Origin of the sequence: Chimaeribacter coloradensis (assembly GCF_002858715.1) — a bacterium.
In the GTDB taxonomy this organism is placed as follows: Bacteria; Pseudomonadota; Gammaproteobacteria; order Enterobacterales; family Enterobacteriaceae; genus Chimaeribacter; species Chimaeribacter coloradensis.
In genome coordinates this window covers 125599-140304 of the sequence record NZ_PJZH01000004.1, presented here as the reverse complement: position 1 = coordinate 140304, position 14706 = coordinate 125599, and the positions used below count along the sequence as shown (strand labels likewise).

The window sequence follows — 14706 nt, the reverse complement described above, 5'->3', positions numbered from 1 at the left end:
TTAATACCCTTATTCCCGGCTGCGGTTATCAACGGAATGTTATTAGCCTGAGTATTTACGCATATTTATCGGCATGACGCCGGTTTTCTATAAATGCGTTATTCATGATTTCAGGAGAGATAATGCAAAAAGAGCTTGCCCGCCGCGCTGAGCGCAGTGTGATGGATATTCATGACACTATTCAGCAGATATACACCCTGCCTATTGATGATGCCCAAAACAGGGTCGCGGAGTTAATGTCCCAGTTCCGGCCCGATTTCAGGATGCTGACGTCCCAGGGCTCCTGGCTAAGTTATGGTCAGGTTAAGCGTTTTTTCAAAAACAGCGCGGGCGTACAACCGGGGTTGCGTATTGAGATCAGCCAGTGCGAAACCCTGGCGATTGAAGGATCGCTGGTGGCCATTCGTTACCGGGAAACTCACCATGCAAAAGGGGCGGCCACACAGCGCGTATCAGTGGCGATGATTGATGTGTCTACCCAACCGGCCCGCTGGCGTTATCTGCAAGAGCGCACGTTCAACACCTGACACCCCTTTCAGCCCGGCCGGTCTGCCGGGCTGAACATAGCTCTTTCCTCTCTCCCATTCATCCCTATACCCACCTTTACTTGACCACTCCATCATACGCGCATACACTCATGGTCAAGTATCAGGAGGTTTTATGAGCACTCTCGCCGGGTCACGTCAGTTAACAGAATTGCAGGTCTTGCTGCAAAAACGCTTCGACACCATGCTCAGCGCGTTGATGCCTGAGTTCGCGGAGAAAGCGAAAGCCAGTGATGCGCTGGTGCTGCCGGACAGCGACCTGTTTCAGCTGCTCTACTCCACGGTGCTGGAACAGAGCGCCCGCACGCCCGAGCGCGAGCTGCATAAATTAAAACGCCGCGCTGAGAACCTGTCCGCGTTTTATAAACAGATTGAGCAGCTGGGCGGCGTGATTAAAGCGGTGGACGTGGCAGAGATTTTAGGCATTTCCCGCCAGGCGGTGAATCTGCGGGTAAAAGGCAATAAGCTGATCGCCTTCAAGAAAAACAGCGACCACGTTTTCCCGCTGTTCCAGTTTAAAGAAGGGGGGCTGTTACCCCACTTTGAAACGGTGATGAAAGCGTTGCACAGCGGCATCGGGCCGGTGGCGCGCATCTCTTTCTTAACCACCCCGCTGCACGGCAAGGGGAAAACCCCGCTCGATATTATGCGCGAAGACACAAGCAGTGAGGATATTGCCCTCATGCTGCGCGCCGCGAAACAGATGGGCGAGCAGATCGCCGATTAACGCGTCCCTTTTTTACAAAGAGACGCGGCTACAGCGGCACAATCCGGAATCGCAGTACCTCTTCGAGCAGCTCCTCCGCCGTGATGTCATCATAAGGCCAGTGGGCGGGCAGGGCGTCGCTGTCCCGGTACTCCGCGAGGTTCATCATCCCTGCATCATCGAACCGCACTTCGTCCGTTTCCCACACGGCATAACAGAAATCCGCGCTGGGGAAGTGCCGTGAGACATAACAGACACCGTCATACTTGTCTCCGGCGAGCGCGTAGAGGCAGGCCATCACCCGCTGGGTAAGGGTGTAATCATCGCCCACCGAGGCATCCAGCGTGATGTGCAGCATCCCGAGCAGCTTTCCCACATCCACAAACCGCAACGGGCGGCGCGGGCGGATCAGGCAGAGGCGTGAGTTTTCAACATCGGACTCATCGATAAATTTCAGCGCGTTTTTATGCATCAGCCTGCCGTAGCTTTCGGCCAGCGCTGACACCGCTTTCTCCGCCATGTAGCAGACGCCGAACGCGCCGTCCGGCGCACTGTACCGGCCCTCACCCCGGCCAAAATAGAGCGCAGACGGCCACGCCTGGGCCTGCCAGCGCTTCAGCGTACCGGTGCCGGTCAGATGCGTGGGCAACCGTTGCGCCTCAAAAAGGGCGGTGATCGCCTGTTCTAATTGCGGATAATCGAATGCCGGAGGGGTGGGCATGAAAGGCTCCCGTCACCAGGTGTCGTGCTGAAGCGGGGCGTCAGGCCGCTATCCCGTTAATATCCCAGTTATTATATGCTATCCGGCAGCGCCCATAAAAAAGCCCCTCCTCAGGAGGGGCTTTTTCTGAGCCGTGTGCCGGTTACGCTGCCGGGGTTTGGGAAGCGGGCGGGGTGTCGTCAGAGAAGTGCTTTTTAAAGTGTTTCTCAAGCTGCTCCAGTGACTTGCCCTGGGTCTCCGGGGCGAACAGCACCACGAAGATACCGCCGGCGATGCCGACTGCGGCAAACACGAAGAAGCTCATCGACAACCCAATTGCCTGCAACAGCATCGGGAACGACAGGGTAATGGTGAAGTTGGTCATCTGCATCGCAAACACTGAGATACCGTTGGCGCGGCCGCGGATGCGCTGCGGGAACATCTCCGACAGCAGCAGCCAGGTCACCGGCGACAGGGCAGCCTGCTGGAAGCAGAGGAACAGCAGCATCCCGCCGAGGATCATGTAACTGCGCAGCATGTTCGGCTCACCGTTCACCGTCTCCGGCATAAAGTAGCTCAGCGCACCGATAATCAGCAGCATGGAGGTACACCCCATCTGGCCAATCATCAGCAGCGGGCGGCGGCCGATTTTGCTCAGCAGCATGATGCCGACAAAGGTCATGATGACCGAAATTGCCCCGTTACCGATGGTCGCAAACAGCGCGGCGTTGGTGCCCATGCCGGTGGACTGCAACATGGTCGGCGCATAGAACATGATGGTGTTGACGCCGGAAAGCTGTTGCAGCATCGCCACACCGATCCCCAGCAACACCAGCCGTTTCATCCAGGTGGAGATGGTCTTTTTACGGCGGGAGTGGCGCTCACCTTTCTGGGCAGCCGCTTTGCGGATCTCCGCCATTTCGCGCTCCACAAAGCGGGAGTGGCGGGTGCGCTCCAGCACATCACGCGCTTCACTGAAGCGGCCGTGCATCGCATACCAGCGCGGCGTATCGGGCAGGAACAGCATCCCGACCCACATCACCACCGCCGGCACACAGGCAATACCCAGCATCCAGCGCCAGGTCGCCTCACCGCCCCAGACTTCGTTGATCGCGGCGTTACTGGTGTAGGCCAGCAACTGACCGGAGACCAGCATCAGCTCCTGAAGCGTCACAAACTGCCAGCGGCGGTTTGCCGGAACAATCTCCGCGATATAGACCGGCACAATCGCCGCCGCCGCGCCCACGGCCAGGCCGAGGATAAAGCGGCACAGGATCATGATGTGCGCATTCGGCGCGGTGGCGCAGCCGAGGGAACCTGCCATAAAGATCACGGCCATGATCAGGATCACTTTTTTACGGCCGAAGCGGTCGGCGATACGGCCGGCGACAATCGCCCCGAACGCGGACCCCAGGATCAGGGAACTGGTCACCAGGCCGGTGGTCAGCGGGGTCAGGTGCAGGTCATGCTTCATAAACAACAGCGCGCCGGCGATCACCCCGGTGTCATAACCAAACAGCAGGCCGCCCAGCGTGGCGATAACGGCGATGACTTTTACCAGGGGTTCTACCGGCGTTTTGGCGGTCATCTTCGCGCCTGCCTGCTCATTCATTGTGCTATTCGTCACACACTCTCTCCCTATAATTATTCTCTTTTTGCCATCAGGTGACGTTAACGCGTCACTCTTAAACGGGTGCAACAAAAAATAAGGTTAGGTGCAGATGTGATGCAGCGCTAATTTTTACAATTCAATCGCTATAAAAAGCAGCAGCCGTCACAATGTGGGCAGAAATAGTCACGGTATGGAACGAATTTTTCCGGCGGGGCAGACAGGCAGTTTTAACGAGGGTTAAAAATCAGGTAAACCAATCTTAAACAAAAATTTTTGCTTGCGTATGGGGAAAAATGCCGGAGTCATCTATAGTAATGAGCACCCCCGTCAATGAGGGATTGTCTGAAAGTCAGGCAAGAACAACAGCGTTTGCAAGGATACACGGAATGTTTTACCGGATTGTCACCATTATGATTGCTTGCTCCTTCTCCTTGTGGATTCTTTTCGTTTCCCACCCTTCCCAGTTGGGCACCCTGTCCCAGCTCGGCATCCGGTTGATCAGCAAGTAGCGCCCGGCCGCGGCCCGGCGGCCGGAGAGGCTCAGCGTTTCAGCCAGCCTGCCAGTGCGCGCGTCAGCCACGGCATCCAGAAAAATACCACCAGCGCCACCACGGTGGCGTCATTCAGCAGGTGGCCGGCCAGGGTGCCGGAGAGGGAAGGGACGATCAGGTTCCAGAAGCGCGGCACCAGCTCCGCTGACGGGAAGATCACCGCCAGCGTCAGCACGTACTGTTTCCAGCGCGCCGGGCGGCGGACGCCCTGTTGCGGCGGGGTGAACCAGAACTGGCTCCCGGCCTGCACTTCAATGCGGTCACCGCCGTCCAGCAGGGGCTCAGCATCCGCCAGCAACGATTTGCGCTCGGCGGAGGCCGTCCAGCGCGTGAGATTTTCCAGCGTATCGAAGCGGATCAGAATCGTATAGATGTGGCCCTCGCCGCTGGGCCGGATAACGTTAACACCACGATGCCCCTCAAACTGCTCTGCCACCGGCATAATGCGCCGCAGCCAGCGTTCATACGCCTCCTGCTGCTGGGGCTGGAGCGTGTGGGTAATCACCAGCGTAACCGGTTCTGAGGTTGTCATAGTTGATGTCCCTGAGTCGTGATGAGAGAGCGGAAAACCTGCCCGGCAGGCCACTGCTTATTATTCTACTCAGGACGGGTTAAAAAATATAATCAGTATTGTTAACGATGTAATTCAATAAACAGGGGAGCAGCGGGGAAACAGGGAACAGGGGGTAAAACAAAACCGCAATGCCGGGGAAGGGCATTGCGGTGAATGGCCGGTTATGGCATCGGCATCGGCCAGTTTTCCGGGGTGTGGCTCATGATCTCCACAAACAGGTCTTTGGCGTGCTGGCCGTAGAGCGCCATATCCGCGCTGGTGATCCCCAGCAACCCCATTACAAACCAGCAGGACATAGTAATACCGATGCCGCTGGTCAGTATCGCCAGGCCGTGGCGGCTGGCTTTACGCAGGTTAACATTGAGGGTACTGGCAAAAAACATAACAACGGCGCTGAGAATTTCCCAACGCGCCAACACGACGCTGGTGGCAATGGCACTCATGATGATGATCCTTAATAACTCGATGCTTACCGCGGGCCGGCGTTATTGGGGTCGCGCGTTGGCGGTGTAAAGCACGTCAGACGAATTGCACTAAAGTGTGATAGTGCTCACATTATATACGTGTTTTTTTCAGCGATCAAAATTTAAACGCGACAAAAACTGACCTTCGGCCGATCCGGCCAGGCTGCCCCGCGTCTCCCGTGGGCAGCGGCTTCCCACACGGCAGCCTTACGGCGGATCTGCCGTAAGCAGCATAAAATATCGCCGCAGCCGTGCTCACGGTTATCAGTGGCGGGGGCGGGGTGTCTCATTGCACGCAGGATGCGGGCGCAGGGGAATTCCGGGTGAGGGATCAGGGAAATAGCGCGGATAAATGATAACGGTGCGGGTATCGTTGAGCGTTCTTTGAAATTAACCGCCTGTTTATTTCCGCTCAATGACGCTCATGTTATTTCACTTCTTTTAATGGCTTTTTTTATCTCCATATAATAGCCAATTTGATGTCTGTTCTTAAGGCGAAATAGCCCAACTTGCCTGATTATATCAGTATGGCTAATGGTTGCCGGCGATTGCCGTCATTGCCTTATTTACGCTGTTCCATGCACAGAGGCCATATATCAGGTTTCGGGAGAGCCGGGAGGAAGGGGAATTACATTAACACGTCATCTGAAGGGAGTAACAGGCCTATGAAATTCAGCAGTAAGCATGTCTATTTTGAGTACATCGATTTTTTAATGCGGGTTGGCTATATCAATGAGGAGGTTGTACTGGAATTACTGCCGTTGCTCGGCAGTGACAAAATGGAGGAAGTGGATCATTTACTGGATGACCTGGAGCAGAGTTTCCATAGCCGGCAAAAAGATTACCTGAACAATACCTTTTATAAAGATCTGGAAGCGGGGGAAGTTGACGGCGCAGCGATGGAGGGCGGGCACGCTTACCTCTATGAATTGCTGGTACGCCAGCATAAACAGGAAATGACGGCACTGCACCAGACGATTGAAGAACAGAACGTTCGCCTTGCCAAAAAAAGACAGGATATCCAGCAGCTTACTGACCGTGCGCAACTGCTGGAAAAGGCGGCCCTGCGTTATAAAACCTTGCAGGAGTCGTCAGAAACGCTGGGGATTGAGAATGAAGAGCTGCGCAAAGAGAATAAGGAGCTGAAGGAGTTATCCCAGCAAAAACGGATCGACGGGAAAATTCCCGGCTATGTGAAAGAGGTCAGCGCCAAATTAGACCTTGATGATAAGTCATTTGCCAAGCTGGCAAATAAATGGTCAATCGCCGGGTTTACGGCCGCCTCTGCTGCCGTGTTTGCCGCCTTTTTTACCTTTGCAGAAGGGTCGGTCTTATTGGCGAATGCCAAAGTCTATGATGAGATCGCGCTGTTATATGTCTTCTTCCGCGGGGTATTAGGGGTCGGGCTGTTGTCCTGGCTGGCGAATGTCTGTTTCAGCACCTCACGTAATTACACCCATGAATCGATCCGGCGTAAAGATCGCCAGCATGCGCTGAACTTCGGCCGCCTCTATTTGCAGATTTATGGGGCCAGCGCCCAGAAAGAGGAGATGCTGAATGTGTTCAAAGACTGGAATATGGCCGGTGATTCCTCCTTCTCCAAAGAGGGAGCGGCACCACCGAGCATGATGGAAATGATCGACGGCCTGAGCAAAATGAAAGCCGGGTTAATCAGCAAAGCCAGAGGAAACGGCGGCGGTGGCGGCAGCAGCAGTGGCGGCACCCCGCCGCCTACGGTGCCCCCGGTGCCGTAATGCACCCTGCGTAACATCGCCTGCCGGGAGGGCGGCGCCCGGCTGAGGGGCACACTTCTGATTGTCATCCGGGCGGATTTTCCTTTACGCTGCTCCACTTATAATAAAAATCCGATAACCCAGGGAGAGCGCCATGACCGTCCGACTGTACCTGAACAGTGATGAATTAACCGTGCAGACTGAAGTGCTGCGCTGCGACGCCACCGAAGGGGGCTTCCTGGCCGAGCTGGCCGCCACGCCGTTCCACCCGCAGGGCGGCGGCCAACCGGCCGACAGCGGCATGATAGGCAGCGCGCAGGTGTTGAATGTCAGCAGTGACGGGGAGCGGGTGCTGCATCTGCTCAGTGAGCCGGTGCCGCTGGGGCCGGTGACGGCCCGGGTTGACGCGGCGTCGCGCGCGCTGCACAGCGGCCTGCACTCGGCCGGGCATGTGCTGGGCTATTTAGGCGAGCAGTTCGGCTGGCAGCCGGTGAAGGCCAACCACCGGCCGGGTGAGGCGAAAGTGACGTTCAATGCCGGGCCGGAGAGCCGCCTGCCGGAGACGGAAGCGCTGCAACAGGGCTACGCGCAGCTGGTGGCCGAGCAACTCCCGCGGCGGATTGTGCTGCGGGAGGATGGCCTGCGTGAAGTGAGCTTCGGTGGCAAAGTGACCTACGCCTGCGGCGGCACCCATGTCGCCAACACCGCAGCGCTCCCCGCCCTGGGCGCGCTACAGGTGAAAGTCAAAAAAGGCCAGCTGCAGATCGGCTACGCGCCGGCCCCTTAACGTTCCGGCACGTCCCGCCGGTTATTGGCCGGCGGGCGTGGCCGCGTTAGCAGGTTTTTCGCCTTCCACGGGTTTAGTGCCTTGCGCCTCTTTGCGCACCACCTGTTCGGCGTGGCCGGTAAAGCCGGTGTCGCCGTGCTGGTGCTCGCCGCCGCCCTCGACCCGCTGGAGCTGGATCACTTTCCCTTTCTCCCAGGCGTTGGACAGGGGATCGGGCGCATGGGCAGGCAGGTCGGCGCGATCTTTCTGCCGCTCTTTGGAATCAATGCCGATGCGTGTGTCGCGGTCTTTCAGCAGCTTCTGGTCAAGCTGGCCATCGGCGGTGAAGCCCATCATCAACGCCGGGATGCCGTAAGGCAGGTCGTGATCCCGGTCGGTATGCCAGGTGTGCCAGGTTTTGCCGTAGGTATTCACAATTTTGCCCATCAGCGCTTTTTCCGCCACTTCCGGCAGGCCGGGGGCCAGCAGGCTGCCCGATTTCACCTCGTACTGGTGGCTGTGCCACAGCACCTTTTCCTCCGGCGGCAGGGTTTTATAGAGCCGCTCGCTGATGATGTACTCCACGCCCATCAGCTTGGCATCTTTGCCGTTGCCGTCGTAGATCACCGCCTGCATCACATCATCATTCAGGATGGTGACGTAGTGGTGCGCCTCCATCTGGCCGTTTTTGTCGCCGCTGTAGAAGTGGAAGCCGTCCAGATAGGCGCTGATGGCGTCAATCGGTGCCCGGTCTTGCAGGGCAGAAGCACCGGTTTCCAGCAACGCATCTTTGGTGGTCTTCTCTTCGCCCGGTGCCTTGACGTTACTCGGCGCGGCAGAATGCGCCAGGGGCGAGGCCAGCAACAGCGCGCAGAGCGCCGCACCGAGCAGAGATCGCCGCGGTGCCGGTAAGGGGGAGGGGGTTTCCAGAGGAGTTGACAGGGGAGAATTGTGCATAAATAACGCCTTCCTTCGCATTACATCATGGCGCGGCATGGCCGCAGCCTAATAAAAAGCTGACTGGGGTCAAACAACCCCAGTCAGCTTGCCAGTGAGGTGACACTGTCGCCAGCAATCATACGCGTCAGTCAGCCTGATTACGGTGCAGGCCACCTTTTCGTCCAGCTTCGGACGCGCGGGCCGGGTCATGCTTAAAGTTCCCGCCGCTGCGCTGTCCACCCTTTTTACCTGCTTCAGATGCCTTTTCTCTGTTTTCCGCAAAGTTTCCCGAACCTCCACGATGCTCGGCCATGACACCTCCTATCAGTGAGTGAGAATAAGGGCTGTGAGCGTCCGGCAGGATGTGACGGTGCCAGACTCATTACACCGGATATTGCCCACACTTTGAGCTTAGCCAATCACTTAATATTGACAAGCGAAGCGGCATTAAAAAAAGCGGACAGTTAAACACCCGTGAAAATAAACCTGAGTGCTTTACCCGGAATAAAGAAGGAATAAAGTGGGGTCAATATCTTAGCGGCGGGAAAGTTGTACGAAGAATTTATCCTGTACAGTTGGGTGATTAATAAGTGAGCAAAAATTGCGCTTAAGAATCCTCCTAATTGCTATTTCCGTGCCGGTGATACCGGGCGCAGCAAATCACCCGCAGGTTGCGCCACCGGCGTTTTGCGCTATAAATAGAGGACTTACGCTGAGCGCAACTCACAGGAGCAGGCATGCTAAGAAAACTCATCGATATATTTTCCAGCCCCGATAAATTCCTGAATTTGATTTCAGCCCGTAATCTTGAAGAAGATTTGGATGATAAAGAGCGTATTTTTATCGACGAAGATGGAACAGCGTTTGTTAATCCGCACAGTGACGAAGTAAAAAAAGATTTTGCGCGCCACGTGGAGGTGATGCGCAATATCTGATGGGCGGTATGTCCCACCCGGTAATCATTAAGGTTAAAACGCGCCCGGTTTAAAATGCGGCGCGGCCGTCAATCACCGTATGGCAAAGGCCGCCGATCCACGGCTCACCGTCGGTAAAATTCACCTCTACCCGGCCGTTACGTTGCAGGCAGGTGCCCTGGCGCACCTGATAGCCGTGCCGCAACGCCTCCAGCCCGGCAAAATCCTGCTGCCGTAACAGCTGCGCCAGGCAGGCATTGGCGCTGCCGGTGACCGGGTCTTCCACCAGCGCCCCCTGCTTCACCAATAATGCGCGGACTTCCAGATGCGCCGGGCCGCCCGCCGGGTGCGTGCCGTACAGCGTCACGCCGTTGCAGCCGCTCGCGGTAATCAGCGCGTCCAGCGCCGCGGCATCGGCGTTTACCGCCAGCACATCTTCCGCACTCTCCATCTTTACCACCAGCCAGCGGATGCCCATCGCCACCGCCTGCGGCACGGCGCGACAGGAGACAGCGCCGCCCGTCAGCGCCGGGGTCACCTGCGCCCGCAGCGGTGCCGGCAGCGGGGCGATCTCAGCGGCCGGGGATTTGAATGCCAGCGTCTGCGGGCCGTGAACGGCGATCTCCACCTGACCGACGCCGCACTGCTGGATGAGTTTGCCGTTTTTGGGCGTGATAATCCCCGCCTCCAGCAGCGCGTAAGCGGTGCCGAGCGTCGGGTGGCCGGCAAACGGCAGTTCGTAATAGGGAGTAAAAATCCGCACCTGATAATCGGCCGCCGCATCCGTGGGCGGCAGCACAAAGGTGGTTTCAGAAAGGTTGGTCCAGCGCGCCATGGACTGCATATCCGCCGTGCTGAGGCCGTCCCCCTCCATGATCACGGCCAGCGGGTTGCCCCGCAGTGGCGTGGAACCAAATACATCGATCTGTTTAAAACGGCGCTGGCGGGTCATGGCATTTCCTTGGCATCTGTTGAGGGATCAACAGCCTAGCCGATTTGCCCCACGGCAGCCAGCGCCGCCTTTTTGCTAAATTAACCGATCAGCAGATGACCCGGTCAACGGGCGACCGCCTGCCATTTCCAGTTCTGCACATCCGGCAGATCCTCGCCGTGCTCGCGCACATAGTGGTAATGGGCGTCGAGCTTGTCGCGGAACAGTTGCAACGCCTCCCCGGCACGGTCAGCCAGCCCCGGCACCTGCTCAATGGCGGCGATCGCCAGGTGGTAGCGGTCCATCTCGTTGAGCACCGTCATATCGAACGGCGTGGTGGTGGTGCCTTCCTCCATAAAGCCGTGGACGTGGAACTGGCTGTGATTGGTGCGTTTGTAGATCAGCCGGTGGATCAGGTGCGGGTAGCCGTGATAGGCGAAAATCACCGGCTTGTCGCGGGTGAATAACCGGTCGAATTCGGCATCACTGCGGCCGTGTGGGTGCTGATCCGGCGATTGCAGCGCCATCAGGTCTACCACGTTCACCACCCGGACGCGCAGGTCAGGCAGGGATTGCCGCAACAGCTCCACCGCGGCCAGCGTCTCCATGGTCGGCACATCCCCGGCGCAGGCCATCACGATGTCCGGCTCGCCGCTTTCCCCTTCGTTGCCTGCCCAGGGCCAGATGCTCATCCCCGCCTCACAGTGGGCGATCGCCTCTTCCATGCTCAGCCACTGCGGCTCCGGCTGCTTACCGGCGACGATCACGTTGATGCGGTCATAGGTTTTCAGACAGTGGTCGCCGACCCACAGCAGGGTGTTGGCATCCGGCGGCAGGTAAACGCGCACCACATCCGCTTTCTTGTTGACTACCACATCCACAAAGCCGGGGTCCTGGTGGCTATAGCCGTTGTGGTCCTGCCGCCAGACGTGGGACGACAGCAGGTAGTTCAGGGAGGAGACCGGCTTGCGCCACGGCAGGGTGCGGGTGACCTTCAGCCATTTCGCGTGCTGGTTGAACATCGAGTCCACGATATGGATAAACGCCTCATAGCAGGAGAAGAGGCCGTGGCGGCCGGTGAGCAGGTAGCCCTCCAGCCAGCCCTGGCAGAGGTGCTCGCTCAGCACTTCCATCACCCGGCCATCTTTTGCCAGCTGCTCGTCATAGGATTTGATCTCCTCCATCCAGACGCGGTCGGTGGCTTCAAACACGCTGCTCAGCCGGTTGGAGGCGGTTTCATCCGGGCCGAAGACGCGGAAATTTTTCTCCTCTTCATTCAGGCGGAAGATGTCACGCAGGTACTCGCCAAAAATGGCGGTGGATTGCGCCGCCCGGCTGCCGCGCTCGCCGATGTCAACCGCGTAGTCCTGAATCGCCGGGGTCTTGAGCTGCTGGCGCAGCAAGCCGCCATTGGCGAACGGCGTCGCGCCCATGCGTTTTTCGCCCTGGGGGGCGAGCTGCCGCAGTTCGTCTTTCAGCCGCCCCTGCTCGTCGAACAGGTCATCCGGCTGGTAACTGCGCATCCACTGCTCCAGCAACCGGCGATGATCCTCATTGTCGCGGCAATTGGCCACCGGCACCTGGTGGGCGCGCCAGAACCCTTCGGTTTTTTTGCCGTCCACCTCTTTCGGGCCGGTCCAGCCTTTCGGGCTGCGAAAAATAATCAGCGGCCAGTGCGGCACCTTCTGCTCCGGCGAGCCGTGGCGCGCCTCATGCTGGATGTGGCGGATCTGCGCCATCGCCTCATCCAGCGCGGCGGCGGTCTGCTGGTGCATATCCCGCGGCTCATGCCCCTCTACAAAGATCGGCGCATAGCCATAGCCTTTAAACAGCTGAGCCAGATCCTCATCGCTGCAACGCGCCAGCAGCGTCGGGTTGGCAATTTTGTAGCCGTTGAGGTGCAGAATCGGCAGCACGGCACCGTCCCGCGCCGGGTTGATAAATTTATTGGAGTGCCAGCTCGCCGCCAGCGGGCCGGTTTCCGCTTCGCCGTCGCCAATCACACAGGCGGCGATCAGGTCGGGGTTATCGAATACCGCCCCGTAAGCGTGTACCAGCGAGTAGCCCAGCTCGCCCCCTTCATGGATCGACCCGGGCGTTTCCGGGGCGGCGTGGCTGGGAATGCCGCCGGGAAACGAAAACTGCCGGAACAATTTGCGTATCCCGTCTGCATCCTCGCCGATCTCCGGGTAGATTTCGCTGTAGGTGCCCTCCAGGTAGGTGTTCGCCACCATGCCCGGCCCGCCGTGGCCCGGCCCGCAGATGTAAATCATGTTCACATCCTGCTGTTTGATGATGCGGTTCAGGTGGGCATACAGGAAGTTGAGGCCGGGGGTCGTGCCCCAGTGGCCGAGCAGCCGCGGCTTGATGTGTTCCGGTGCCAGCGGCTGGCGCAGCAGCGGGTTTTCCAGCAGGTAGATCTGCCCCACAGAGAGATAGTTGGCGGCGCGCCAGTAGCGATCGATTAAGGATAAGGTCTGGTCGTCCAGGGCGGGCGAGGTCGTTCCCATAGCAAAGTTCCTCCGGTTCAGGCGTGACAGGTAAACCCTAAGTCTAGTGAACACACGGGGATTTGCCTGCCGCCCCCGCACCGGGAGGCGGTACCGGCCGGAACAGGTAAGCTATGCTTAACGCTGGACTATTTTACGGAGCGCAACCCTGCCCATGACACGCACCTCTGACACTTCCCCCTCGATTCTCCGCTCCTCATTGGGGCGCTCGATGGTGATCTTCCTGATCATCATGAGCGTGGCGGTGGTGGGGATTAACGGCTGGACGTTGTGGGACTCCTACGACCGCACCCTTCGCGCCACCCACGATCAGGCGCAGAACCTGTCGATCTCCCTGGCGCGGCAGGCGGAGGACACCTTCCTTCAGGTGGAGATTACCCTCACTGACATCGCGCGTGAACTGAACGGGAAAAGCCCGGCCAATGTGCCGGTGGAGGCGCTCAGCAGCGTCTTGCGCGGGCGGCAGGCCGTGTTGCCGCAGCTGCGCGGGCTGTTTATTTATGACACGGAAGGGAACTGGGTGGCGACCTCCGGCACCTATATCCCGGCCAGAGCCAATAACGCTGACCGGGAATACTTCATCTGGCACCGCACCCACGCGACCCAGGAGATCCACATCGGCCGGGTGATCCGCAGCCGCTCCACCGGTGACCTGGTGATTCCGGTGTCGATGCGGCTCATCAACACCGAAGGGCGCTTCAGCGGGGTGGTGCTCGCCACAGTGAGCATCGACTATTTCCGCCAGCACTACAGCTACTACGTGCTCAGCGAACGCAGCCTGCTGGGGCTGTTTATGGCAGACAGCACCGTGATGTATGTGCGCCCGTTCCCGGATTCGGTGATCAACACCAGCCTTTCCACCAGCCCGCTGTTTACCCATGCCCTGAAATCCTCGGCCAGCGGCAGCGATACCTGGCGTTCGGCGATGGATAACCAGGTCCGCATTTTTGGTTATGCGCGCCTGAACCGCTACCCGCTGATTGTGGCGGCCGGGTATGACAAACAGGACATCCAGGCACAATGGCGGGCCGATAACCTGCTGAACGTGATCCTCAGCATGGCGATGCTGGCGGCGCTGTTCCTGCTCGGCTTCTTTGTGCTGCGGCAGGTGCGCGTCAGCATGAAGAACCACCTGGAGATGACGCAACTGCGGGACGACCTGACCACCATCAACCATACCCTGCAGGCGCTGGCGCTGGTGGACGGTCTGACCGGGCTGGCGAACCGGCGGCAGTTTGACATTTTCCTGGAGCAGAGCCTCCAGCGCTCCGCCCGCAACCAGGAGCCGGTGTCGCTGATCATGATGGATATCGATTTCTTCAAACGCTACAACGACGCCTACGGCCACGTCGCCGGGGATGAATGCCTGAAAAAAGTAGGGGAGGCGCTGCTCCACCTGCCGCACCGGCAATCTGATCTGATCGCCCGCTACGGCGGCGAGGAGTTCGCGATTGTGCTGCCCTATACCGGCATCAAAGACGCCGCGAAATTTGCCCAGCGGGCGGTCGAGGCCGTCCGGGCGATCGGCCTGCGCCACGGCGAAACCGAGATTGCGGAGAAGATCGTCACCATCAGCGCCGGCAGTTACAGCTGCGTCGTCAAAGGCAATGCCCCGGACGCCAGAACCTTCAAAGAGCAGGCCGACCAGGCGCTCTACCAGGCCAAACACACCGGGCGCAACCGGGCGATCAGTTCGGAGGGGTGAGCCTGCCCCCTGGTAAGAACTTTGTGCTTTTTCCCTTCGCCGGGGTGGCGCTTGTA

At 58.6% G+C, this 14706-nt stretch carries 13 protein-coding genes and 1 pseudogene; 6 read left to right on the top strand and 8 right to left on the bottom strand.

Annotation, left to right across the window (positions count from 1 at the left end):
- Nucleotides 1-122: 122 nt before the first annotated feature.
- Complete coding sequence (locus CYR32_RS06970; RefSeq protein ID WP_101823674.1) at nt 123-527, top strand: hypothetical protein; 405 nt, start codon at nt 123-125, stop codon at nt 525-527.
- 133 nt (nt 528-660) lie between these two features.
- Nucleotides 661-1272, top strand: a complete 612-nt coding sequence (locus CYR32_RS06965) for a DNA-binding protein (RefSeq protein WP_101823673.1) — start codon at nt 661-663, stop codon at nt 1270-1272.
- A 28-nt stretch (nt 1273-1300) separates the two neighbouring features.
- Here CYR32_RS06965 and CYR32_RS06960 read toward each other — a convergent pair whose 3' ends face one another.
- The 4 genes from CYR32_RS06960 to CYR32_RS06945 form a co-directional block, all read right to left on the bottom strand.
- On the bottom strand, nt 1301-1972 hold the full coding sequence (locus CYR32_RS06960; protein ID WP_101823672.1) for an RES family NAD+ phosphorylase: 672 nt from the start codon (nt 1970-1972) through the stop codon (nt 1301-1303).
- Between the two features lie 142 nt (nt 1973-2114).
- Complete coding sequence (locus CYR32_RS06955) at nt 2115-3563, bottom strand: sugar porter family MFS transporter (protein ID WP_101823671.1); 1449 nt, start codon at nt 3561-3563, stop codon at nt 2115-2117.
- A 540-nt stretch (nt 3564-4103) separates the two neighbouring features.
- Nucleotides 4104-4646 carry an antibiotic biosynthesis monooxygenase gene (locus CYR32_RS06950; protein WP_101823670.1) on the bottom strand — a complete coding sequence of 181 codons (543 nt, stop codon included), beginning with the start codon at nt 4644-4646 and terminating at the stop codon, nt 4104-4106.
- A 203-nt stretch (nt 4647-4849) separates the two neighbouring features.
- Nucleotides 4850-5131: a YjcB family protein gene (locus CYR32_RS06945; RefSeq protein ID WP_101823669.1), complete on the bottom strand. Its 282-nt coding sequence runs from the start codon at nt 5129-5131 to the stop codon at nt 4850-4852.
- Between the two features lie 686 nt (nt 5132-5817).
- On the opposite strand from CYR32_RS06945, the gene CYR32_RS06940 reads away from it, so the two are divergent.
- Nucleotides 5818-6906, top strand: a complete 1089-nt coding sequence (locus CYR32_RS06940) for a hypothetical protein (protein WP_101823668.1) — start codon at nt 5818-5820, stop codon at nt 6904-6906.
- Between the two features lie 133 nt (nt 6907-7039).
- Entirely contained in the window at nt 7040-7672 is a 633-nt protein-coding gene (locus CYR32_RS06935; RefSeq protein ID WP_101823667.1) for an alanyl-tRNA editing protein, read from the top strand.
- Between the two features lie 102 nt (nt 7673-7774).
- Here the strand turns inward: CYR32_RS06935 and CYR32_RS06930 are convergent.
- Nucleotides 7775-8608: pseudogene (locus tag CYR32_RS06930) on the bottom strand (OBAP family protein); the annotation flags it as partial.
- A gap of 127 nt (nt 8609-8735) precedes the next feature.
- On the bottom strand, nt 8736-8903 hold the full coding sequence (locus CYR32_RS06925) for a con-10 family general stress protein (RefSeq protein WP_101823665.1): 168 nt from the start codon (nt 8901-8903) through the stop codon (nt 8736-8738).
- 424 nt (nt 8904-9327) lie between these two features.
- On the opposite strand from CYR32_RS06925, the gene CYR32_RS06920 reads away from it, so the two are divergent.
- Nucleotides 9328-9525, top strand: a complete 198-nt coding sequence (locus tag CYR32_RS06920; RefSeq protein WP_101823664.1) for a hypothetical protein — start codon at nt 9328-9330, stop codon at nt 9523-9525.
- A 49-nt stretch (nt 9526-9574) separates the two neighbouring features.
- Here the strand turns inward: CYR32_RS06920 and CYR32_RS06915 are convergent, their stop codons facing one another.
- Entirely contained in the window at nt 9575-10456 is an 882-nt protein-coding gene (locus tag CYR32_RS06915; protein WP_101823663.1) for a PhzF family phenazine biosynthesis protein, read from the bottom strand.
- Between the two features lie 104 nt (nt 10457-10560).
- Nucleotides 10561-12945: a phosphoketolase family protein gene (locus CYR32_RS06910; protein ID WP_101823662.1), complete on the bottom strand. Its 2385-nt coding sequence runs from the start codon at nt 12943-12945 to the stop codon at nt 10561-10563.
- A gap of 154 nt (nt 12946-13099) precedes the next feature.
- Here CYR32_RS06910 and CYR32_RS06905 point away from each other — a divergent pair, with 154 nt between their 5' ends.
- A complete protein-coding gene (locus CYR32_RS06905) occupies nt 13100-14650 on the top strand; it encodes a GGDEF domain-containing protein (RefSeq protein ID WP_241523764.1) in 1551 nt (516 codons plus the stop codon).
- Nucleotides 14651-14706: the final 56 nt, after the last annotated feature.